This window comes from Parageobacillus sp. NEAU-HV-2, from assembly GCF_059115485.1.
Genome location: NZ_JBXUJJ010000017.1, coordinates 21068 through 41530, shown reverse-complemented (window position 1 = coordinate 41530; position 20463 = coordinate 21068). Strand labels below are relative to the sequence as shown.

The following is a 20463-nucleotide window of genomic DNA, read 5'->3' as shown; positions in this document are numbered from 1 at the left end:
TACTTCTTACATCATATCATACATTGCTTTTCCCGGATAAAAAAAGATGTCCCTGTAAAAGAGACACCTTTACTCCTCTTTCTTTTGAATATTAATTTTGATGTCGTTGTTGCCGCTTTGGTCTTCTTGATTGTTGCTGGCATCGCCTTTATCGCGGTTTGGCAATGTACCGTGCTCAAACAAATGTTTAATTTGTTCGGCATCCAACGTTTCTACTTCTAACAATGTTGTAGCGATTAAATCCAATTTATCGCGATATTGCGTTAAAATACTTTTTGCCTTTTCATAACATTCTTTCATAATGCGTTGAATTTCTAAATCAATTTCATAAGCAATTTTATCGCTATAATTCTGCTCATTATGCAAATCGCGGCCTAAAAATACTTGCCCGCTCGGCTGGCCAAACTGCATCGGACCGAGTTTTTCGCTCATTCCGAATTCCGTCACCATGCGGCGGGCAATATTGGTTGCACGCTGAAAATCGTTATGCGCGCCTGTGCTGACTTCATTAAACACGATTTCTTCTGCTACCCGTCCGCCTAACAAGCCAGTGATTTTATCCATTAGCTCTTGTTTTGTCATAAAATAGCGGTCTTCTTTTGGAAGCATCACCGCGTAACCGCCCGCCTGACCGCGGGGTACGATCGTTACTTTATGCACCATTTCCGCATCAGCCAGCACCATGCCAATGACGGTATGCCCTGCTTCGTGGAACGCGACAATGCGGCGCTCTTTTTCGGAAATGACGCGGCTTTTCTTTGCCGGTCCGGCAATGACGCGGTCCGTCGCTTCATCAATATCGCTCATATCAATTTTCTTTTTGTTCCGCCGTGCTGCCACCAGGGCCGCCTCGTTCAATAAGTTTTCCAAATCCGCGCCGGAAAAACCTGGCGTACGCATCGCAATCGTTTTTAGGTCGACTGATTCATCGAGCGGCTTATTGCGAGCATGTACACGCAATACCGCTTCACGGCCTTTGACGTCTGGACGGTCTACCGTAATTTGCCGGTCAAAGCGTCCAGGGCGCAACAATGCTGGGTCTAAAATGTCTGGACGGTTGGTTGCCGCGATAATGATAATTCCTTCATTGCCGCTGAAACCATCCATCTCAACAAGCAATTGGTTGAGCGTTTGTTCGCGCTCGTCGTGTCCACCGCCAAGTCCTGCACCGCGCTGACGACCGACCGCATCAATTTCATCAATGAAAATGATGCATGGGGCGTTTTTCTTCGCCGTTTCAAACAAATCGCGCACACGCGATGCACCGACACCAACGAACATTTCCACGAAATCCGAGCCGCTGATGGAGAAAAACGGCACGCCTGCTTCTCCGGCAACCGCTCGCGCAAGCAACGTTTTCCCCGTTCCCGGAGGACCTACGAGCAACACCCCTTTTGGAATACGGGCGCCAAGCTCGACGAACTTGCGTGGATCTTTTAAAAATTCAACAATTTCCACGAGCTCTTGTTTTTCTTCGTCCGCACCAGCGACATCACGGAAACGAACTTTCCTTTTATCGTCCGTATATAGCTTTGCCCGGCTTTTGCCGAAATTCATCACCCGGCTGCCGCCGCCTTGCGCTTGATTCAGCAAGAAGAAAAACAAGATAAAAATGATGACAAATGGGATGATCGAAGTGAAGAAGGTGACCCATCCACTCGTTTCATCCGCCGGCATGACTTCCACTCGCGTCCGCTTCGCCGCCGCATCAATACGGTTTAACACCGTATCGCTGTTCATGACATAAGTAGAAAAGTATTGATCTTCATTGTATGTCTTAAGCTGCCCCTTAATTTCGTATACGCCGCGCTCCGGTTTCATGGAAAATGATTTCACATCGCCATTTTCCAAATGGGTAATAAACGCATCGTATGTCATCGGTTCTGTCCGCTGGTTGCTTCCGTTAAAGAAGCTAACGACGCCGATGACAACGAGAAAGATCAATAAATAAAATATTGTATTTCGGAAAATCCGATTCATTTCTTGCCTCCTCCCATATCAAACACACTATACTCAATACTATCATAGAAATTTGCATAAATACAAACGATTCACTAGCAGCCGAAAAAGCAATTTTATTTATTATATACTTCCGGCTTTAACACCCCGATAAAAGGAAGATTGCGGTATTTTTCGCAATAATCTAAACCATAGCCGACAACAAATTCATCAGGAACAATAAACCCAGCATAATCCGCTTGAATGTCCGCTTTACGTCCCGAAGGTTTGTCTAGCAGCGTCACAATTTTAATCGAGTTTGCCTTGCGGTAACGGAACAGGTCGACTAAATAACTTAACGTCAAGCCGCTGTCAATAATATCCTCGATAATTAAAATGTCCCTTCCTTCCACCGATGTATTTAAATCTTTTAAAATTTTCACTTCACCGGACGATACAGTCGCATTCCCGTAACTAGACACATCCATAAAATCCATTTCTAAATATGTATCAATATGCTTTAGCAAATCGGCCATAAACGGCATCGCCCCTTTTAGTACGCCGACCGCTAACGGAAACCGGCCATCATACTCTTCCGTCAAAATCTTGCCCAATTCCTTTACTTTTTCTTGAATTTGCTCTTCGGTAATCAGTATTTTTTGAATATCGTCTTTCATCCCCATGTTTCTTTTCCTCCTAGCTGTTCATTGCTGTTTATAGTGTAATACAATATAGCGTGTTTTGGTAACATCGGTTGTTTCAAAAATCGATTTTTTTAGCTTTGGAATCCATATAATATTTCCTTGTCCATCTTCGACAATCGGCCAGTTCTCTCTTTCATGCAACGGAATTTTTGCTTCAATGAAAATTTCTTTTACCTTTTTTGTTCCTCTCATCCCCTTCAGCGTCATCCGGTCACCCGCGCGGCGCGTCCGTACCCGCAACGGGAGGCAAATTGCCTCTGGATCGATAATAAACATATCGTTTCCTTTCTGCTCTTTCGGATAGTGTTCCCAAAATTCGCTAACGATTACATGATGATTTGGGAGGGGCAATACAGCCGGAATATGTAATTCGAATAGATAGCCGGCATCTTTTTTTTCTTCCTGAAAGGTAAACAGGCAGCAATCATAAGAACGAATGACCTTTAAGCCATTTGGCAAGTTTAACCTCCCCGAAGGACGGCGGCGATGCAAAAGCGTCAATATATTATGGATATGTATCGAAGTAAGAGAGGAAGGGACGTCTTGATAAAGATCGCTAAGCAACAACTGAAGTCCTCTTCGTTGCAAAGGTTTAGCTAGCGCTAGAAACGGCTTAATTTTTAACATCACCGCATCGCGTTGTTTTTCCATTACTTTATTCAGCGCATCCCTCGCTAATTCCTCTAAAAATTCCTCATCTTCCATTACTGTTTCGCTATACAGTTGAAACCGTTCATGAAGGCGCGGATTTTCTTTTTTTAACAATGGAATAATGTGATGGCGAAATCGATTTCGCGTATAATCTTCTTTATCATTGCTAGCGTCATGGCGCGGCATAATTTGGTGCTGCCGGCAATACGCTTCAATATCCGTACGGCTTACCGCCAGAAACGGCCGGATAATGTATCCGCCATAAAATGGGCGCTTTGCAGGAATGCCGGCATAGCCTTTGCTCGTGCTGCCGCGCACAAGCCGCATTAAAATTGTTTCGACTTGGTCATCGCCATGATGGCCTAAAGCTAAATATTGCGCTTGATATTTTTTCATTACTTCCGCAAAAAATCGATAGCGGCATTGACGCGCCGCCTCCTGGGCGCCTAGTTTTGACCGACGCTGGAACGCCGGAACGTCGATTTGCTTCGCCTCACATATAATACCGTGCGCCTCACAAAAATGTTTCACAAAATGCATATCTTCTTCAGATTGTTTGCCGCGAAACATATGGTCTACATGGGCAGCGATTAATGTGATATTCCATTCCTTTTGCATCGACCAAAAAAAATGCAATAGCGCCAGCGAATCCGGACCGCCCGATACTCCGACAATCACTGTCGCATTCCGGGTAAGCAGGGCATGCTTTTCGATAAACTCGTGCACTTCCGCGATCATTTTGAAAAAACCTCTTTATCCAAAAATAGTTTTTCATTTTCATCGTACCATTAATGCAATATTTTCTCAAAAATCTCGCCCATTATTTTATCAAGAAATAGCCATGCTAGCGATAAAAAATTTTATTAAGGGAGCATTTGATGATACACATAGATGGCGTATACGCATAAAAGGACGGCAGCGATCAATACCGTTTCTAACACTCCTTTAGCTTTGCGGTGCTTTTTCTTTTTACCCCGGCGCGACATCGGCGTCATTTGCCGGGCCGGCCGCTGATGATAATGGGAACGGGAAGAACGGTGAAAAGCGGCTAAAATGTCCCGCCTCATCTCGGAGGCTCGCTTATATTTTCCATCGATCGCCTTCAACAATGCGTCCTCATATTTCCGCAACATTGTATCTGTCCGAATGATCGACAACAACTGGCTTCGTCCATCCCCTTTTCTCTCCAGTTTCATCGGATAGCAAGCGGTAATCATAATCATTGCTGCTGCAAATAAGTCATACGATGGCTCTGCCTTGCGTGAACCTAGTCCCCAGTAACCGCGATCATAAAGCTCCGTGAATTCCTTAATCGCCCTCCCTTGTAACGTCGTGCCCCCTACATCGAGAAGCCGAATCGTAGGAGGCGGACCGGCAACGAGCAAATTTTCCGGCTTTAAATCGCCAAATACCCATCCTTCTTGATGAAGCTGATCAAGGGCAGCTAAAAGTTGCAACAAAAGAATGATAACCCATACTTTCCCATGTTTGCGAATAAAAGCAGGAAAACTTTCTCCTTTAATATATTCCATCACATAAAATGGAACCGTTTGATGCAAAAAAGGATTCATCCAATCATCGACATCTAGTAAAGAAGGTCCAAGGGCAACTCCCTGGACCTTGGAAAACCGGCGCAATATATTGACTTCCGACGTGACCGACGCATGATCATCACTAAGCTTTACAGCAACAAGTCCTTTCTTGCTTTCCGCCAAATAAACAACTCCGTTTGCCCCACTGCCAAGCTGTTTCAGCAGCTTGTACGAATGGCGATGCCATTTTCCGGTAATGACCGTCCCTTGCGGAAGATTACATAGATGACTCCTCAAAGTATGACTCATCATCGCCAATCCAGCTCCTTAATGATCTTTTTTTGCCGAAATACGCTAATGCTTCCCGCAAGGCCGGCCCTGTTGGCGTCAATCCTCCCGATGTCAATTTTGGAAATACCGTCGACAGCTCTTCAATTCGTGGCGTCCAGTCGACAATTTTCTCCACATCCCCCCGTTTCCCTGGAAATACAAATACAGCAAAGCGATTATCTCCCATCCGCGCATTCAGACTAAGCGACAAATCGAGCAGCGCTTCTTTCACCGTTGGCAGTTTTGTTTTCATGCTTCCGCTTGTATCTATCAATATTAAAACTTCTAATTCCACCGTCTCGCCAAGTTCATCGACTACTTCCATCACTTGGCCGCGTTTTTCTGGTGGCAAATCCTCAAGCGAAACATCGGAACCTAATATTTGCTTCAATTCTTTATTCACGACGCCTTGAAGCGTTTGCGTCATCGCTTTTCGCGTTACCATTTGCACCGTCTGTGACAACTGTTTCGCATAAACGACTTGGCTAATCCCGCCGCCGGACAAAGCAATCCCTTCAATTTCGCGCAATCCGCTCTCATCAATCGTATCTTGATCGAGCACACCGATCACGTTCACGGTAATTCCCTGTTCTTTCGCCAATGCAGCCATCGCAATTGGATCTTCTCCATGATTGGAGCAACCGTCCGTAATCAACAAAATTTGCCTTAACGTCCCTTTACGCATTTTCTCTTCCCCTCCTCAGCTGATGTATTACAAGCATCGCCGGAGGATGGGGTTTTTATACTATTACTGCGCTTTTTTTGTATACATATAAGCCGGAATCGTCGCCCATTTTGGCGTGTTATGTTTAATTTTCGCGACGACTACCGTCATATCATCATCAATCCTTCCTGCTCGGCTGCGAATCACTTCTTCCATGATTAAGTCCGCCACTTCTTGAGGGTCGTTCGTTTTTAATTCTTTAATTTTCCGTTTCATCCATACGTCGTGATTTTCCACGTGCACCGGCCCTTCAAATACCCCGTCGCTCATCATAATCAATAAATCGCCGGCCTTTAATTGTTCACTGACAATTTCAAATTCTACTTCTTTAATAATGCCGATTGGCAAGTTGCATGCTTCAATTTTCATGACTTGATCGCCGCGTTTGACAAAACTCGGGGTGGAACCAATTTTTAAAAACTTCGTCACCGCGTTTTGCAAGTCGATAATCGCTAAGTCGAGCGTCGAATACATGTCTTCCGTCGTTCGCAAGGATAAGATGGAATTAATCGACTTAATGGCGATCGATTCATCAATTCCCGTTTGTAAAATTTTTTGTAAAAGGCGCAGCGTCTCGTTGCTTTCGTTATGCGCCCTCTCTCCATTTCCCATGCCGTCGCTGATGGCAATCGCATACTTTCCTGTGCCAAGCTCAATCATGGAATAGCTGTCGCCTGACACCAATCCGCCTCCTTTTGCCGCAAACGCCACCCCTGTTTCAACTACAAACGCTTTCGTCGAGCCAAAGGCTACCCGGCAGTAGCCGTTCGGATATGCAGCGCATTCTTCCCGTTTGACAACGATAGTTTCTCCTAAAATATCTGAGAGCATCGGCGCAATTAACTTTTCACATTCACCGCGGCCTTCGCAATACGGAATGCTCATTTCGATATCAATGTTTCCTTTTTCAAGGCTATAAATATCAACATGGCCGATTTCGATTCCGAATTCCTGTAAAGCGTGGAAAATTTGTTCTTCCTGCAAATAATGGTTTTCGCGTTCCTTCTGAATTTCCTTAGCAAAATCCTCCATCACTTGCGAAACCCCTAACAGCTGCTCAGCAACTAATTTTCTACTTTCGTTGATTTGCCTCCGCAGTTTGCGATTCGCCTGATACACCATTACGTCTTTTTCGATAAGATCCACTACCTTGCCGGCTTTGACGCAGTGACGGTCCCATTCCCGCAATAGTTTATGATTTTGTGGCAGCGTTTTCGCATCCGCTTCTAGCATAATTTGTTTCATATACTCATATGTTGTATCAAAGTTGTACGACCAGCACTGCTCTTTCTTAAAACAAGTTTGGCACGTTTTTTCGGTAATATCGCTTAAAAAGTAGTCAATCTCCCGTTCGCTATAATCGTCAGAAGCAGACAAACCTCCTGTGGAAAAGCTGTTGGCCAGCGCTTGAAATACATTTGAAAATTGGGAAACTCGCTGTGCCGTCACATCACGGATTTTTCGGACATATTGCTGCTGTTCATTCGTATATTCCGCTGTGCCGGGAATATGTTTTGCGATTTTTTCCGTTATGGAGCGGGATGTCAAAGCAAAGAGAATCACGGCAAAACATGATTCCATAATCGTCGGCACAAGCTCTGCTTTGCCGTTCCCGTACAGCCCAATTAACAATGTAGCAATCAACAATCCGAAAGACACGCCAGCTTTCTTTCCTTCTTTTAGCAATCCTCCTAAAAGTCCGGCAAATGCCAGCAAACTCATTTCATATAAATTACCGACATTCGCTAAACTTAAAATCAACCCCGTCACCACTCCCACAGTAGAACCGATCGTCGCTCCCGCCACAAACGAAAATAGCAGCACAAGATAGCGCGACATCACATGTTCAAGCGAGAGTCCGTAAACCGTCCAGCCGATCATTCCCGTTAGCATGGATGCCAGTAAAATAATTAACGAAATAATTTCTTCCGCCCTTAATGCATGTTTATACTTACGCACCGTTAGCAGCGGAATACTTTGGATAAAAATAAGCGTTAACACCAATCCTAAACCAGCTTCTACCAATGCCATGACGGCTTCATATAACGTTTTGTTTCCTAACCAATAATATGAAATCGCTAATTTTGTAGAAAAGGATAGACAAAAAACAACAAAAGGCACCAATTTTAACGACTCACTAAAAAATTTTCGAATCCACGCCTGGACAATGAGGAAGCCGAACACTCCGACAAATACAAACAACATTGTATCAAACGATAAAGTAAGAGAACCTGCCAACAATGCAATAAACGCTAACGCAGCCTTATCGCGGCGCAACATATAAACAGCAGCGAAAAACGGTAAGGCAAACGGAGTCAACTTTGACAGAATAAGAGCCCGTCCAAGTAAAAAGCCGATAATAATAAGAAGAAAACCCTTATGAATAAATAAGTGTCCTAGCCGCAATTTCACATGGCGCACCCAGCGCGATAACACTGCCTGTGTTTCATTAATAGGCACTTCCGAAATTCGATTCATCAACCTTCTTTCCACTCTTTCTACTCTTTCCATTCCGATCCTCTCCTTTGCTTTTCTCTTAACCCTATTATATATTTTGAATTATCAAAAATTTGTCAAAAAAAGAGAGGCAAAGAAAAAAAACGTTCGACGCATTTCTTGCTAACACGTCATAAATTCACAAATTGGTGCTAAAAAACAAAAAACGAGGATGCCTCTCGGTCGAGAAACATCCTCGTTTTCATAGTGACCCGTACGGGATTCGAACCCGTGTTACCGCCGTGAAAGGGCGGTGTCTTAACCACTTGACCAACGGGCCTTATTCTGGTAGCGGCGGAGGGAATCGAACCCCCGACCTCACGGGTATGAACCGTACGCTCTAGCCAGCTGAGCTACGCCGCCATGCAACAACATCTTATATAATAATGGATCAAATAGATTATTGTCAATAGGTTCTTGATCTAAATCACATTGGTGAAATCTTCCGTCAGTGCAGCAAAAATAGAGAAGACAATACAATATTTTTCGTTTTGTATCCAAGGATCTGATGAAATTCTTATCCATCGAAAGTCGAAGCCTCAAGAAATATAGTACTATCATACGCCCAGGCAGATGAATATGGCGCTCCCTAGACCAAAACAAGAAAAGCACCCACCAAAAATGGATGCTTTTTATCCGTTATTCCGCAATCTTACCCTTTCATACATTCAGCAGCAAGTTACCCACGTCTCGCTCCACGACCTCCCCGCTTCGACTCCATATGACGTCTCAGCGACGCCAAACGGTCTTCGCTTTCTTTCAGGAAACGGTTGATTTTTTGTTCGAAGCTTTCTGCCGCGGCTCGGTCGTTCATTTTATGGCGTGGACGCTGTGAAGGCGGCGTATCTTTTGCTTTTTTAATGGATAAACCGATTTTCCCATCTTTCTCTACATTGATGACTTTGACATAAACGATATCTCCAACCTTCAGATGATCGTTAATGTCTTTTACGTAATTATCCGCTACTTCACTAATATGAACCAGTCCAGTGACACCTTCTGGCAGCTCCACAAACGCCCCGAACTTCGTAATTCCTGTTACTTTGCCCTGTAACTTGCTGCCTACTTCAATTGACATAAAAAAAGTGCTCCTCCTTAAAAAACTTTAAAAATGATTTTCTTTCATTATAACGAATTAAAAAAACGAGTGTCAATAAGGCAGGCGCCCGTATTTCACCAGGGGACACAAAGTAAAAAATTACTTTTCTGGAACGACGAAAATAATCTCTCCATCTTTGGACAAATAATATTTTTTTCGCGCCAACTCCGCGATATATTCATCGTCGTGCAGCTTTTTAATTTCCTCTTTCAGCTGCTTCTCCTGGTTTTTTAGCTTGTCTAATTTTTGTTCAAGCTGCTTTTTGCTGGCTAGTTTTGCTTCAATATCCTTTGCTTGAGAATGCATCGTATAAACAAATACCAAAGAAAACAGCGCTAGAACAATCCCAAAAAAAGTAAAGCGGACGACGGCAATCCGCCGCCTTCTTGACGCCTTCTTCTTTTTCTCCTCCTGTTCTGATATGTATGAAGATTGCAATTTTGTTACATTGGTTTTGTGCGGTACACTCATTATTTTTGCACCTCTGCTTTTACTTTTTCCATTTTGATATCCACGTTCCAATCCTATTTTTCATATTCTTCACCTGGTGAATAATTCCTGTTAAATAGCGAAAAATTTTTGCGAGCGCCCTTTGCCAAGGTTGCGGCATTATCTTCCAAATAATTGAACCGATCCAGCGAAATGGAGCAAACGACAGCCTTGCACATTGATACAAGATACGAAGAAAAGCAAGAAGCAATTTCCACATCAACAACATGAGAGCCAATAACATTTGAAAGAGGAACTGAATTGGACGAATGATGAGATAACGGCACAGCTGGACGAAAAATTGGTACAGTCTCGTCGCAAACCAAATCAGCCATTCCAACACTTTTAGATAGATCGTGCGAAACAAACTTTGATAAGCGGCATAACCGCATAAAATCGCCAAGAAAATATAAAAGCGCAGCTCGCCTTCATTGACGAACAATAACACATAGAAGATGATTAAACTTTGAACGATCCAAAATAAAATGTCATTGATAAACACAATCCAATGGGCACGATCTTGTCGCTGCAAAAAACGGTTATACGTATCCAATGCGATGCCAAGCCAGCCTCCCATTCCGATCATCGCCAGCATGGTCGCCAACTGTGTCGTTAAGCTCATTTGAACAACTTGCTAAAGAATCCTTTAGCCTTCTCCTGATGGTCGTCTAAATAAACGAGATCAAAGATTCTTCCTTTGATCGAAACGATTCCTTTATCGACATCTAAATTTTTCATTTGTAAATTTTGTCCGCGGATCGATAAAAATCCCATCACCGTTTCGAGCAAAAACTCCTCACTATCAAAGCTTTCGACCTGCTTGACCCCGGTAATATCAAGGAGACGTCTTCCCCGCATAATCACATCGTGTTCTTGGATAGGACCTTTATTTGCATTTCCGCCAAAATCATAATGTTGGCTCATTTTCATCCCCCGCATTCCTACTTAAAATCAAGTCAAAGACAGAAACATTTCTTTCCTAACCTAACGTTGGTACCATATGTATGAATGCGGGAGCCGTTTTAGAACAAGCCTATATGCATAAATTAGATTTCTTCATCATCCTCTATTTCCGGAGCGATTCGTTCTTCGCGGATCACTTCATATAAATTGGCCGCCTCATCTTTTTTCGTCGTTTCTTTTAAATCAATCACCCTTACTGTCAGCCGTTTTTGCCCAAATTGAATCGTTAATTCATCCCCTATTTTTACCGTCGAACTCGCCTTCGCCACGGCGCCGTTAATCGTAATCCGCCCTTGATCGGCTACTTCTTTTGCAAGTGTGCGGCGCTTGATCAAACGGGAAACTTTTAAAAATTTATCTAAACGCATGCTCTATCTCTCCCTTTTACAATCCTTTTTCTTTTGCTTCTTCCCAAAAACGGTCCAATTCGGCAAGGGAAAATGATGTGATCGCCCTGCCGCTTTTTCTCACCTGCTCCTCTATATAAGAAAACCGCCGATAGAACTTTTGGTTGACCATCTGCAGCGCTTCCTCTGGATTAATGTCGTAGTAGCGGGCGACATTAACGAGCGCAAATAAAATATCGCCAAATTCGCCGATGAGCTGGGAACGATCATGCGGTTTTGCTGCCTCTTGCTGAAACTCAGCGATTTCTTCGGCAACTTTCTCCCACATCGGCTCGACATCGTCCCAATCAAACCCTACTTTTGCCGCTTTTTTCTGCAGTTCATACGCTTTCAACGTACTCGGCAGGCTTTTCGGCACATCTGCAAGCAACGAAACGGGCTCCTCTTTCGTTTCTTTTTCCTTTTCTTTAATTCGCTGCCAATTTTCTACGACCTGTTCGGCATTGTCCACTGTAACGTCGCCAAATACGTGCGGATGGCGGCGAATCATCTTTTCTGTAATTCCGCGGATGACATCATCAATGGAAAACATCCCTTCATCTTCGCCGATTTGCGCATGAAGCATCACCTGCAGCAGCACATCGCCGAGCTCTTCGATCATATGATCATCGTCATGATCGTCGATCGCCTCAAACAGTTCATATGTTTCTTCGAGCAAATATCGTTTTAGCGAGGCATGGGTTTGTTTGCGGTCCCACGGGCAACCGTTCGGGCCTCTTAATGTGGCGATAACGCGCCGCAATGTTTCAAAACGGTGATAAAGCAGTTTCTCGTCACGGACAGGAGGAACATATACACTCGTTAAATTGTTCAATGTCGCCACACGGTCTAGCTCATATAGCGGAACTTTCGTTACCTTCTCCTCTTTGCTTCCCGCTGCCGTGACGATATAGACAGGATAATCGTCGGGAAGCTGTTCCATTAACGTCAATTTCACATCCGATGCGATAAACGAATCATATACTTGGCAAAAAATCGTATGCTTTGTTAATGACCATTCATCCCCTTGAAACGAGGTAGCATCCATCAGCTGAAACCCTTCAATCGGATCGATTTTTAACGCGGTAAACAGCGCATCGAGAAAGCTTTGCCCGCCCTCAATGACAACGCGACATTCATTGCGGCGCTCAGCTTCTAATAAAAGCTGTACCGTTTTTTCTGCCACCAGCGGATGGCCGGGAACGGCATAAAAAATGTCGCTTTTTTTCGCTTGTTCTAATAAAATTGCCGTAATTTCCTGATATACCTCTGCAAATTGTTCATGTTTTTCGTAAATAAAATCAAAAGAGGTAAACGAGATTCCCTCTTCCTGCAATTCCTTGGCAACAGGATGTTCCTTTGTCCGCACAAAAAGCGGAGAAGCAGTTTTTAATTTGCGATATACCCCTAACGGCAATTGCTCGATATCCCCGGCGCCTAAGCCAAAAATATAGATCGTATTCATCTCTCATCACCTATTCCTAATAGTACACGCAGTTTGTTTCCCAACGGAAGAAGAGATAATTCTTGTTCAGAAAATACACGCCCTTTAATCACGATGGCAAGATAGATCACAGCCCCAAGCAAAACGCCGCCTAGCGCTTCGCCGGCTGCGAACAGACGGCTGCCATCCCATGTTCCGGCAAGCGATGTATACAGCCGCAATACAACCGCCATCGCTACGGCTGCTTTCACAACGGAATATATATACGTTTTTTTTGGCACGTAAAAAGGAAGTTTTTGACGCAATACGACGTACAAAAAGCAAGCCATCGCCGCATAGGACACCGTTGTCGCCATGGCGGCGCCAACCGTCCCAAGCGTAGGAACAAACAGATAATTCAAAACGCTTTTCATTGCCACCGCTACGAATACACCCGCTACGGCAATCCATTCATATCCCATTCCTTGCAATAGCGCCGAAAGCGTAAGCGCTAATGTCGTAAAGAAAACAGAAGTCATTAAAATCGCGAGAGAAAGCGAACCGAGATCGTTTTCAAACAGCATGATATTAATTGGGCGAATAAGACAAATTAATCCTAAAGAGGCGCCTAATCCGATTACCAATGCGACGCGCAGCGATAAATCGGCTTTTTCGTAAAGAAATTGTTCGCTGCGATGTTTTTTCGCACCGGAAATAAGCGGAACAAGCGCTAGCGAAAAAGAAGTCGCCACTACCGTGCCAAGCTGAATAAGAGGCTGGCCGCGGTCGTATATTCCTTTTAACAGTTTGGCTTGTTCAATGCTTTCTCCGCCCCGTTCGCTAAGCAACGATAATAATAAAAACGAGTCGACCAATGGAATAAGCGTTAACACCATATTGGTAACGCAAATAATAACTCCTTTGACAAATAAATAAGATACAATGCGCCTTGCTTCCGCACTCTTTATTTTTACTCTTCCTCTATTTTCCCTTCTTATCCAAAACGCTGTCAATAAAAGAAGCGCAGTCACCATTCCTGCCAATGTGCCGGCCATCGCCGCCGTTCCACACGTATAGACATCATATCCGCTTTTTATAAACGAATACGACAAAAAAAGGATGGCAGACACACGGACAAGCTGCTCTCCGACTTGGGAAACCGCAGTCGGCACCATATGGTTATGCCCTTGAAAATAGCCGCGCAGCAATGCGACAAATGGAAATAGCAAGAACGAGACAGAAAGAAGGCGAATGGACGGGGCGAGTTGGCCGTCGCCCATCCATATCGCAAGCTGTTCTGCCCCTATATAAAGGCCGGCAAAAATAAGCAGGCCGAGCATGCATAAAAACAAAAACGAAACTCGCAAAACGGATGCAATTCCTTTTTGGTCGCACTCCGCTATCCGCTCTGCGATCAGCTTAGAAATGACAACCGGATAGCCATACAATGAAAGCGACATGACAATACCGTAAATCGGATACACTTGCTGGTAAATATAAAAACCGACGTCTCCGACAATATTTTGATACGGGACGCGATAAACAGCGCTTAATAGTTTTGTGATAAAAGCGGCGATCGTTAAAACGACCGTCCCTCTCCATATGCTCCTTTCTTGCGGTTTCATCGCGTTTCTCCTTCCGCACGTATAACTTCATAAATCCAATAACGATTGCTATTATAGCGCAAAAGAAAAAGGTAGCATAGAACGCTACCTTTTTCTTGTCGATCATTTTTACTGTTCCATTTGCCGCGCCAAAAAACTCGCGGCTGTTTCTACTGCTTTATGCTCCACTTCGCCAAGCTCTTTTTCTTTAGATAAAATGATGACAGCTCCAATCGGATCACCGTTGGCTACAATCGGGCCAATCGTATACGAATTTAACGTCTCCGAAACTCCGTCAACGAGCTCGACTTCTCCCTCTTCCGTATGAAGTACGGAATTGCGCTCTTCCATCACCTTTTCCACTAATGGACTTACACTTTTGTTTAAATATTCCTTTTTCGACACACCTGCAACAGCGATGAAAACATCGCGGTCACAAATCAATACCGGCTGTCCTAAACTGTCAAATAGCGCTTCAGCATATTCTTTCGCAAAATCGCCTAATTCGCTAATTGGTGAGTATTTTTTTAAAATGACTTCACCATCACGGTCAACAAATATTTCGAGCGGATCTCCTTCACGAATGCGCAATGTTCTTCGAATTTCTTTCGGTATGACAACCCTTCCTAAATCATCGATTCGACGAACAATACCCGTTGCTTTCATCTTACAGATACCTCACTTTCACCTAGGATTTGAAGAATACTCCGATGAATCCTTGTTATGGAGAATTCACCATTGCTGTGATTAGTATCCTTCACAATCCAAGTTATATACGCGATGAAAGTGATTTTTTCAATTTTAGATAAATTTACCCATCCTTCATTATCACCGAGCTTTTGTAAACATAAACATTTCATTTAGGCAATAATCGATTTTTCATCTTTAACACAGGAAAGTTCCTTTAACGTTTCGTATAAAATCATCAGCCACTCTTGCGGTTTGAAATCTTTAATATATAACACGATTTTTAATTTAGCCCCTTCCATTCCAAAACCAAACAAGCGTCCGTATTGTCCGCCGATTTTGGATAGACGCTGGATTTCGACATGTTTTGATGCGTGTTCAGCAAATAAAATTTCCACTTGCTGCTTTTGCTGCTTAATGGATTCGACGCCGATTTGTTTAGCAAACACTTTCACTTCCGCTACTTGGAACAAGTAAGCGACTTCATCTGGGTAATCGCCGAAGCGGTCCACCATTTCCTCACGCAGTGCTTCCACGTCTTCCATCGTTTCCACTGCTTTAAACCGCTTGTACATATCGATTTTTTGCAGCCCATCGGAAATATACGTATCTGGAATGTACGCGTCGATTTCCAAATCGATCGTCACTTCCCGTTTTTCTTCTTCCTGTTTGATTCCTTTTCGTTTTTCGATGGCTTCTTTGAGCATTTGCGAATATAAATCAAATCCGACGGAATCGATAAAGCCGTGTTGTTCCGCCCCCAATATGTTGCCAGCACCGCGGATCGATAAGTCGCGCATCGCAATTTTGAATCCTGAGCCAAGTTCGGTAAATTCTTTAATCGCCTGAAGCCGTTTCTCTGCCGTTTCATTGAGTACTTTATCTTTTCGGTATGTGAAATATGCGTATGCAACGCGATTGGAGCGTCCGACGCGCCCGCGCAGCTGATACAATTGCGACAGCCCCATGCGATCAGCGTCATAGACAATCAACGTATTGACGTTTGGAATGTCCACACCTGTTTCAATAATCGTCGTCGTCACCAGCACATCGTACTGCCCTTCTAAAAACGCCAACATCGTGGACTCCAACTCGTTTTCTGACATGCGCCCGTGCGCATAAGTAACACGCGCTTCTGGTACGAGCTGTGAAATTTCTTCCGCTTTCCTCTCAATATCTTCAATACGATTGTACAAGAAAAATACTTGTCCGTCTCTAGCCAGCTCCCGTTCAATCGCTTCCTTTACGAGTTCAGGGGTATATTCCATCACATACGTTTGCACCGGAAAGCGATTTTCCGGCGGCGTTTCGATAATGGATAGGTCGCGCACACCGATCATTGACATATGCAACGTTCTTGGGATCGGTGTTGCCGTTAATGTCAGCACATCAATATTTGCCTTTAGTTGCTTGATTTTTTCTTTATGGGTAACGCCAAATCGCTGCTCTTCGTCAATGATGAGAAGCCCTAAATCTTTAAACTGGACATCTTTCGATAATAGGCGGTGTGTGCCAATGACCATATCAATCGTTCCGTCTTTTAGCCCTTTGATCGTTTCCGCCTGCTGTTTTCTAGTGCGAAAGCGGTTTAACAGCCCAACGTTAATTGGGAACCCTTGAAATCGCTCGCGCACCGTTTCGTAATGCTGCTGTGCTAAAATCGTCGTCGGTACGAGAAACGCGACTTGTTTGCCGTCCATAATCGCTTTAAACGCGGCTCGCAGCGCTACTTCCGTCTTTCCGTAGCCAACGTCGCCACAAAGAAGGCGATCCATCGGCTTGTCGCTCTCCATATCGCGCTTAATTTCCTCAATCGAGCGCAGCTGATCTTCTGTCTCCTGATATGGAAATGCCGCTTCAAATTCCCGCTGCATTTCTGTATCCGGGGAAAACGCGTATCCTTTGCTTGCTTCTCGTTCAGCGTACAGCTTAATTAAATCTTCAGCAATATCTTGGACGGACGATTCAACTTTCTTTTTGACTTTTTTCCATTCGGATCCGCCTAATTTGTAAATTTTCGGCTCTTTTCCTTCTGAACCAACGTATTTTTGCACTTGATCAATTTGATCGACCGGCACATATAACGTATCGCTGCCCTGATATTGAATATGGATATAATCTTTATGCACACCGTTAATCTCTAATGTTTCGATTCCTAAATATTTACCGATACCGTGGTTGACATGGACCACGTAATCGCCAACTTGCAGTTCCGAATAACTTTTAATTCGCTCCGCATTCGATAATTTTTGGCGGCGAATCGGTCTTTTTGCCCGTTTTTTAAACAACTCTTCTTCCGTAATCACAGCAAGCTTTTGCATCGGCAGCTCGAACCCCGTATTTAAGTCGCCTTCGAGCATCTGATATTTGCCGTGCATCAGCATCGCGTCCCTGCTTAACGGTGCAACATCGATTTCATAGTCTTCCAACACGGATTGCAGCTTTTTCATCCGCTCTGCGTTCGGCGCCAAAAAAACTACCGCATAGTTGGCTTTTTTCCATCTTTCTAGCTCGGATTTCAGCAACGACATTTGCCCGTGGAAATTCTGCATTTGTTTGCAGGAAATATTGACAATGTTTTCTGGGTGGGTATGTGGGACATGCCGCAAAAATAAGGACAAATAAATCCGCTGTTTGCGATGCTTTTGCAATAATTCAGACAATGAGTGGGAAATTGGTACATCATGAATGATTTTTCCGTTGCTAAGCAAGCTGGTGTACCATTCTGCCTCTTCTTTATCTAAACTTTCAGCCGCCTCTTGTAATCTGCTCATTTCATCCATTAGCAATATGCCATTTCCCGGCAGGTAGTCTAGCAAACTAGCAGGTTCTTCATAAAAGAGCGCCATATATTTATATTGTTGTTCAATTTCCTGTCCTTGTTTTAATTGCTCAAGTTCTGACGATACATGTTCTAGTAATAATTGTTTTGCTTTCTCGTCTTTTAATTTGCTGAGGCTTTCTGTTAATCCCGCCTCAATTCGTTCGATTCCCCGCTCTAGCATCTCTCCGTAAACTATCATTTCATCGGCAGGTCCGATGGTTATTTGTTGCACTTCATCACGCGAGCGCTGATCATCAGCGGTGAACGTACGAATCGATTCAATTTCCGTATCAAATAGTTCAATACGGTACGGAAACTCCGCAGTTAACGGATAAATATCAATAATGCCGCCGCGAATGCTAAATTCCCCAGGGGTCGATACCGTCGCTACACGTTTATATCCCATTTGCACGAACTGTTGCTTATAATGGTCAATATCGATATCTTGACCAACCGCAAACGTGAATATATGATCCTTCCATAACGATACAGGAGGAAGCAAACGCCGCAATCCAGCAACTGGACAAATAACAATGCCTTGCTGCTGTTTCGTCCAATAATTCATCACTTCTAAACGCTGCGCCTTTAATTCCGGACTAGCGATCGCCATTTCGGCGGCAATAACCTCATTGACTGGATACAAAAACACCTCTTCAGTTCCGAGTAATTGAACAAGGTCGTCATACATTTTTTGCGCGTGAAACAAATTATGGGTAACGACCAAAATCGGTCTATTCATTTCCTTGTATAATGTCGAAACAAAAACAGACCGGGCCGAACCGGATAACCCGGCAACGAGCTGTTCTTTCAATCCTGCTTTCACGCCTTCGATAATGGAACGAACATCTTGATTTTCAACTAAATAGCGATGCAACGAAAGCACCCCTATTCTCCCTCCTCTCAACATCATTGTATTTCTCTATTGCTATATTTGTATACAAACCAGCTGCTATTTTCCATATAAAAACATATATGGATATATTTATAAGTAAAAACACAAAAATGCTTTGGTTGCCCAAAGCCCCGTTAATGGATAAACTTCTCATACTGATGTAACTCTGGATTTCTTGTCAACGCCTCTTGGCAATCTTCGCAAATGGTTTTTACATGAATATCACCATTCGGCTGATACGAAATCATCTCCAAGCGTTCTTCCTCTGTCAAGTGATGAAATCCTAATTGTTCACTATATATGGAAACTTGATCAATCGTCCCTACTTTTGCTCCGCAATGCCGACAATAATAATGTAATGCCATTGCAACAAACCTCCTAAAGGGCGTATTCCATACTTTCATTTTGCACCAATTAGGAGGAAAATATTCATTCGTTAAATTCATTCATCACTTGCAAAAATGGCGCAGTAACAGCCTTTTCACACGCATCAGCCGAACGTAAAATCGCTCCCATTACCGTGTCACTTTCTTCTTTGGCAAAGCGGCCTAACACATAATCAGTTACCTTTTGCCCATTTGCCGGGCGCCCGATACCGATCCGAATCCGTTTAAATTCTTGCGTTCCTAAATGATGAATCAGGGACTTAATGCCATTATGTCCGCCGGCGCTTCCTTTCATGCGCAAGCGAATTTTTCCGACAGGAAGGTCAAGGTCATCATATATAACAATTAAATCATTGATATCAATACGATAATAATCCATTAACGGTCGAACACATTCCCCTGATAAATTCATATATGTCAGCGGCTTACATAATGCCACTTTTTCTCCGGAAATGATGGTTGAGGCGATCATTCCGCGAAATTTTGTTGCTTGAAAGGAAATATTCCAGCGCTTGGCAAGCTCATCGATTACCATAAATCCAACGTTATGCCTCGTTTGCTCATATTCTTTTCCTGGATTCCCAAGGCCGACAAATAATTTCAATACTCGGTCTCCTCTCTTTGCGATGATACTACAAAAGACGTAACCGAAAACGGCTACGTCCGAATTTATGCTTCTGGAGTCGTTTCTCTTCCTTCTTCTGCGTCAGGACGACCAGGTTCTTGCTGTTCGCCGCTATGAATTTCCTCTTCTTGTTGTGGCGGCAAGATCGTCGCAATCACTTCAGAAGGCTCATGGTTAATTTCATATTTTCCGTCCGTTTTTACATCTCCCACCGTAACTGTATCGCCTACTTGAAGGTGCGAGATGTCAATATCAATCGACTGTGGAATATTCGCCGGCAATACGCGAATCGATAATTGATGCAGATTTTGCTGCAATACGCCGCCGTCTTTTACTCCGGCAGCTTCGCCGATTAAGCGCACATCGACATCAATATCTACTTCTGTCGACATATCCACTGCTTGAAAATCGACGTGAAGAATATCGCCGCGCAGCGGATCTCTTTGGACCTCGCGCAGCAGGGCAGAATAATCTTTTCCGCCTATTTTCAGCGTCATTAAGCTATGGCGCCCACCTTCACGGATCGTTTTTTCCAGTTCTGCGCCACTGACAAAAATCATTTTATTGTCCACATTTTTCCCATACAATATTCCAGGAATGTTTCCTTGCAAACGAATGCCTCGAAGTGTGGAATGTTTTCTGTCCATGCGTTCTTTTGCTTCTAGTATTATAGCCATGTTTCCTCACCTTCCTGAATTAGAATTTGAATC

General features: G+C 43.7%; 18 protein-coding genes and 2 tRNA genes. All 20 read right to left on the bottom strand.

Going from position 1 to position 20463, the window contains the following annotated elements; translation table 11 throughout:
• Positions 1 to 69 precede the first annotated feature (69 nt).
• The 20 genes from ftsH to AC1WMD_RS17580 all read right to left on the bottom strand — a co-directional run bounded on the left by ftsH (position 70) and on the right by AC1WMD_RS17580 (position 20430).
• Positions 70 to 1980: an ATP-dependent zinc metalloprotease FtsH gene (ftsH, locus tag AC1WMD_RS17675; RefSeq protein WP_043906444.1), complete on the bottom strand. Its 1911-nt coding sequence runs from the start codon at positions 1978 to 1980 to the stop codon at positions 70 to 72.
• A 95-nt stretch (positions 1981 to 2075) separates the two neighbouring features.
• A complete protein-coding gene (hpt, locus tag AC1WMD_RS17670; protein ID WP_017434491.1) occupies positions 2076 to 2621 on the bottom strand; it encodes a hypoxanthine phosphoribosyltransferase in 546 nt (181 codons plus the stop codon).
• 21 nt (positions 2622 to 2642) lie between these two features.
• On the bottom strand, positions 2643 to 4031 hold the full coding sequence (gene tilS, locus AC1WMD_RS17665; protein WP_043906443.1) for a tRNA lysidine(34) synthetase TilS: 1389 nt from the start codon (positions 4029 to 4031) through the stop codon (positions 2643 to 2645).
• Positions 4032 to 4156: 125 nt separating this feature from the next.
• The gene (gene prkT, locus AC1WMD_RS17660; protein WP_043906442.1) at positions 4157 to 5137 is read right to left on the bottom strand and encodes a serine/threonine protein kinase PrkT; all 981 of its coding nucleotides are present in this window, start codon (positions 5135 to 5137) and stop codon (positions 4157 to 4159) included.
• Positions 5103 to 5840, bottom strand: coding sequence for a VWA domain-containing protein (locus AC1WMD_RS17655; RefSeq protein ID WP_043906441.1), 738 nt, complete (start codon positions 5838 to 5840; stop codon positions 5103 to 5105). Before AC1WMD_RS17655 ends, prkT begins: the two co-directional genes overlap by 35 nt.
• Before the next feature lie 63 nt (positions 5841 to 5903).
• Positions 5904 to 8390 carry a stage II sporulation protein E gene (gene spoIIE / locus AC1WMD_RS17650; RefSeq protein ID WP_043906440.1) on the bottom strand — a complete coding sequence of 829 codons (2487 nt, stop codon included), beginning with the start codon at positions 8388 to 8390 and terminating at the stop codon, positions 5904 to 5906.
• Positions 8391 to 8583: 193 nt separating this feature from the next.
• Positions 8584 to 8655, bottom strand: a tRNA-Glu gene (locus AC1WMD_RS17645).
• 6 nt (positions 8656 to 8661) lie between these two features.
• Positions 8662 to 8738: transfer RNA gene (locus tag AC1WMD_RS17640), tRNA-Met, on the bottom strand.
• A 316-nt stretch (positions 8739 to 9054) separates the two neighbouring features.
• Entirely contained in the window at positions 9055 to 9453 is a 399-nt protein-coding gene (locus AC1WMD_RS17635; protein WP_043906439.1) for a S1 domain-containing RNA-binding protein, read from the bottom strand.
• Between the two features lie 120 nt (positions 9454 to 9573).
• A complete protein-coding gene (locus AC1WMD_RS17630; RefSeq protein WP_043906438.1) occupies positions 9574 to 9945 on the bottom strand; it encodes an FtsB family cell division protein in 372 nt (123 codons plus the stop codon).
• A gap of 19 nt (positions 9946 to 9964) precedes the next feature.
• A complete protein-coding gene (yabQ, locus tag AC1WMD_RS17625) occupies positions 9965 to 10585 on the bottom strand; it encodes a spore cortex biosynthesis protein YabQ (protein ID WP_043906437.1) in 621 nt (206 codons plus the stop codon).
• Complete coding sequence (yabP, locus tag AC1WMD_RS17620; protein ID WP_043906436.1) at positions 10582 to 10887, bottom strand: sporulation protein YabP; 306 nt, start codon at positions 10885 to 10887, stop codon at positions 10582 to 10584. Before yabP ends, yabQ begins: the two co-directional genes overlap by 4 nt.
• A 122-nt stretch (positions 10888 to 11009) precedes the next feature.
• Positions 11010 to 11294 (bottom strand): RNA-binding S4 domain-containing protein, encoded by a 285-nt coding sequence (locus AC1WMD_RS17615; RefSeq protein WP_043906435.1) that lies wholly within the window; start codon positions 11292 to 11294, stop codon positions 11010 to 11012.
• A 16-nt stretch (positions 11295 to 11310) separates the two neighbouring features.
• The gene (gene yabN / locus AC1WMD_RS17610; RefSeq protein ID WP_043906434.1) at positions 11311 to 12777 is read right to left on the bottom strand and encodes a bifunctional methyltransferase/pyrophosphohydrolase YabN; all 1467 of its coding nucleotides are present in this window, start codon (positions 12775 to 12777) and stop codon (positions 11311 to 11313) included.
• Positions 12774 to 14360, bottom strand: coding sequence for a putative polysaccharide biosynthesis protein (locus tag AC1WMD_RS17605; protein WP_494258116.1), 1587 nt, complete (start codon positions 14358 to 14360; stop codon positions 12774 to 12776). Before AC1WMD_RS17605 ends, yabN begins: the two co-directional genes overlap by 4 nt.
• A gap of 108 nt (positions 14361 to 14468) precedes the next feature.
• Positions 14469 to 15005, bottom strand: coding sequence for a stage V sporulation protein T (gene spoVT, locus AC1WMD_RS17600; protein ID WP_043906432.1), 537 nt, complete (start codon positions 15003 to 15005; stop codon positions 14469 to 14471).
• 194 nt (positions 15006 to 15199) lie between these two features.
• Complete coding sequence (mfd, locus tag AC1WMD_RS17595) at positions 15200 to 18733, bottom strand: transcription-repair coupling factor (RefSeq protein WP_043906431.1); 3534 nt, start codon at positions 18731 to 18733, stop codon at positions 15200 to 15202.
• Positions 18734 to 18876: 143 nt separating this feature from the next.
• The gene (gene fin, locus AC1WMD_RS17590) at positions 18877 to 19107 is read right to left on the bottom strand and encodes an anti-sigma-F factor Fin (RefSeq protein WP_043906430.1); all 231 of its coding nucleotides are present in this window, start codon (positions 19105 to 19107) and stop codon (positions 18877 to 18879) included.
• Positions 19108 to 19171: 64 nt separating this feature from the next.
• Positions 19172 to 19732, bottom strand: a complete 561-nt coding sequence (gene pth, locus AC1WMD_RS17585) for an aminoacyl-tRNA hydrolase (RefSeq protein WP_043906429.1) — start codon at positions 19730 to 19732, stop codon at positions 19172 to 19174.
• A 65-nt stretch (positions 19733 to 19797) separates the two neighbouring features.
• Positions 19798 to 20430 (bottom strand): 50S ribosomal protein L25/general stress protein Ctc, encoded by a 633-nt coding sequence (locus AC1WMD_RS17580; protein ID WP_043906428.1) that lies wholly within the window; start codon positions 20428 to 20430, stop codon positions 19798 to 19800.
• Positions 20431 to 20463 lie beyond the last annotated feature (33 nt).

Bases quoted from the DNA above. Each gene is read 5' to 3' on its own strand.
- spoIIE (WP_043906440.1), bottom strand. From the start codon at position 8,390: ATGGAAAGAGTAGAAAGAGTGGAAAGAAGGTTGATGAATCGAATTTCG.
- AC1WMD_RS17580 (WP_043906428.1), bottom strand. From the start codon at position 20,430: ATGGCTATAATACTAGAAGCAAAAGAACGCATGGACAGAAAACATTCC.
- ftsH (WP_043906444.1), bottom strand. From the start codon at position 1,980: ATGAATCGGATTTTCCGAAATACAATATTTTATTTATTGATCTTTCTC.
- AC1WMD_RS17630 (WP_043906438.1), bottom strand. From the start codon at position 9,945: ATGAGTGTACCGCACAAAACCAATGTAACAAAATTGCAATCTTCATAC.
- hpt (WP_017434491.1), bottom strand. From the start codon at position 2,621: ATGGGGATGAAAGACGATATTCAAAAAATACTGATTACCGAAGAGCAA.
- prkT (WP_043906442.1), bottom strand. From the start codon at position 5,137: ATGATGAGTCATACTTTGAGGAGTCATCTATGTAATCTTCCGCAAGGG.
- fin (WP_043906430.1), bottom strand. From the start codon at position 19,107: ATGGCATTACATTATTATTGTCGGCATTGCGGAGCAAAAGTAGGGACG.
- AC1WMD_RS17615 (WP_043906435.1), bottom strand. From the start codon at position 11,294: ATGCGTTTAGATAAATTTTTAAAAGTTTCCCGTTTGATCAAGCGCCGC.
- AC1WMD_RS17635 (WP_043906439.1), bottom strand. From the start codon at position 9,453: ATGTCAATTGAAGTAGGCAGCAAGTTACAGGGCAAAGTAACAGGAATT.
- spoVT (WP_043906432.1), bottom strand. From the start codon at position 15,005: ATGAAAGCAACGGGTATTGTTCGTCGAATCGATGATTTAGGAAGGGTT.
- yabN (WP_043906434.1), bottom strand. From the start codon at position 12,777: ATGAATACGATCTATATTTTTGGCTTAGGCGCCGGGGATATCGAGCAA.
- yabP (WP_043906436.1), bottom strand. From the start codon at position 10,887: ATGAGCCAACATTATGATTTTGGCGGAAATGCAAATAAAGGTCCTATC.
- tilS (WP_043906443.1), bottom strand. From the start codon at position 4,031: ATGATCGCGGAAGTGCACGAGTTTATCGAAAAGCATGCCCTGCTTACC.
- AC1WMD_RS17655 (WP_043906441.1), bottom strand. From the start codon at position 5,840: ATGCGTAAAGGGACGTTAAGGCAAATTTTGTTGATTACGGACGGTTGC.
- AC1WMD_RS17605 (WP_494258116.1), bottom strand. From the start codon at position 14,360: ATGAAACCGCAAGAAAGGAGCATATGGAGAGGGACGGTCGTTTTAACG.
- yabQ (WP_043906437.1), bottom strand. From the start codon at position 10,585: ATGAGCTTAACGACACAGTTGGCGACCATGCTGGCGATGATCGGAATG.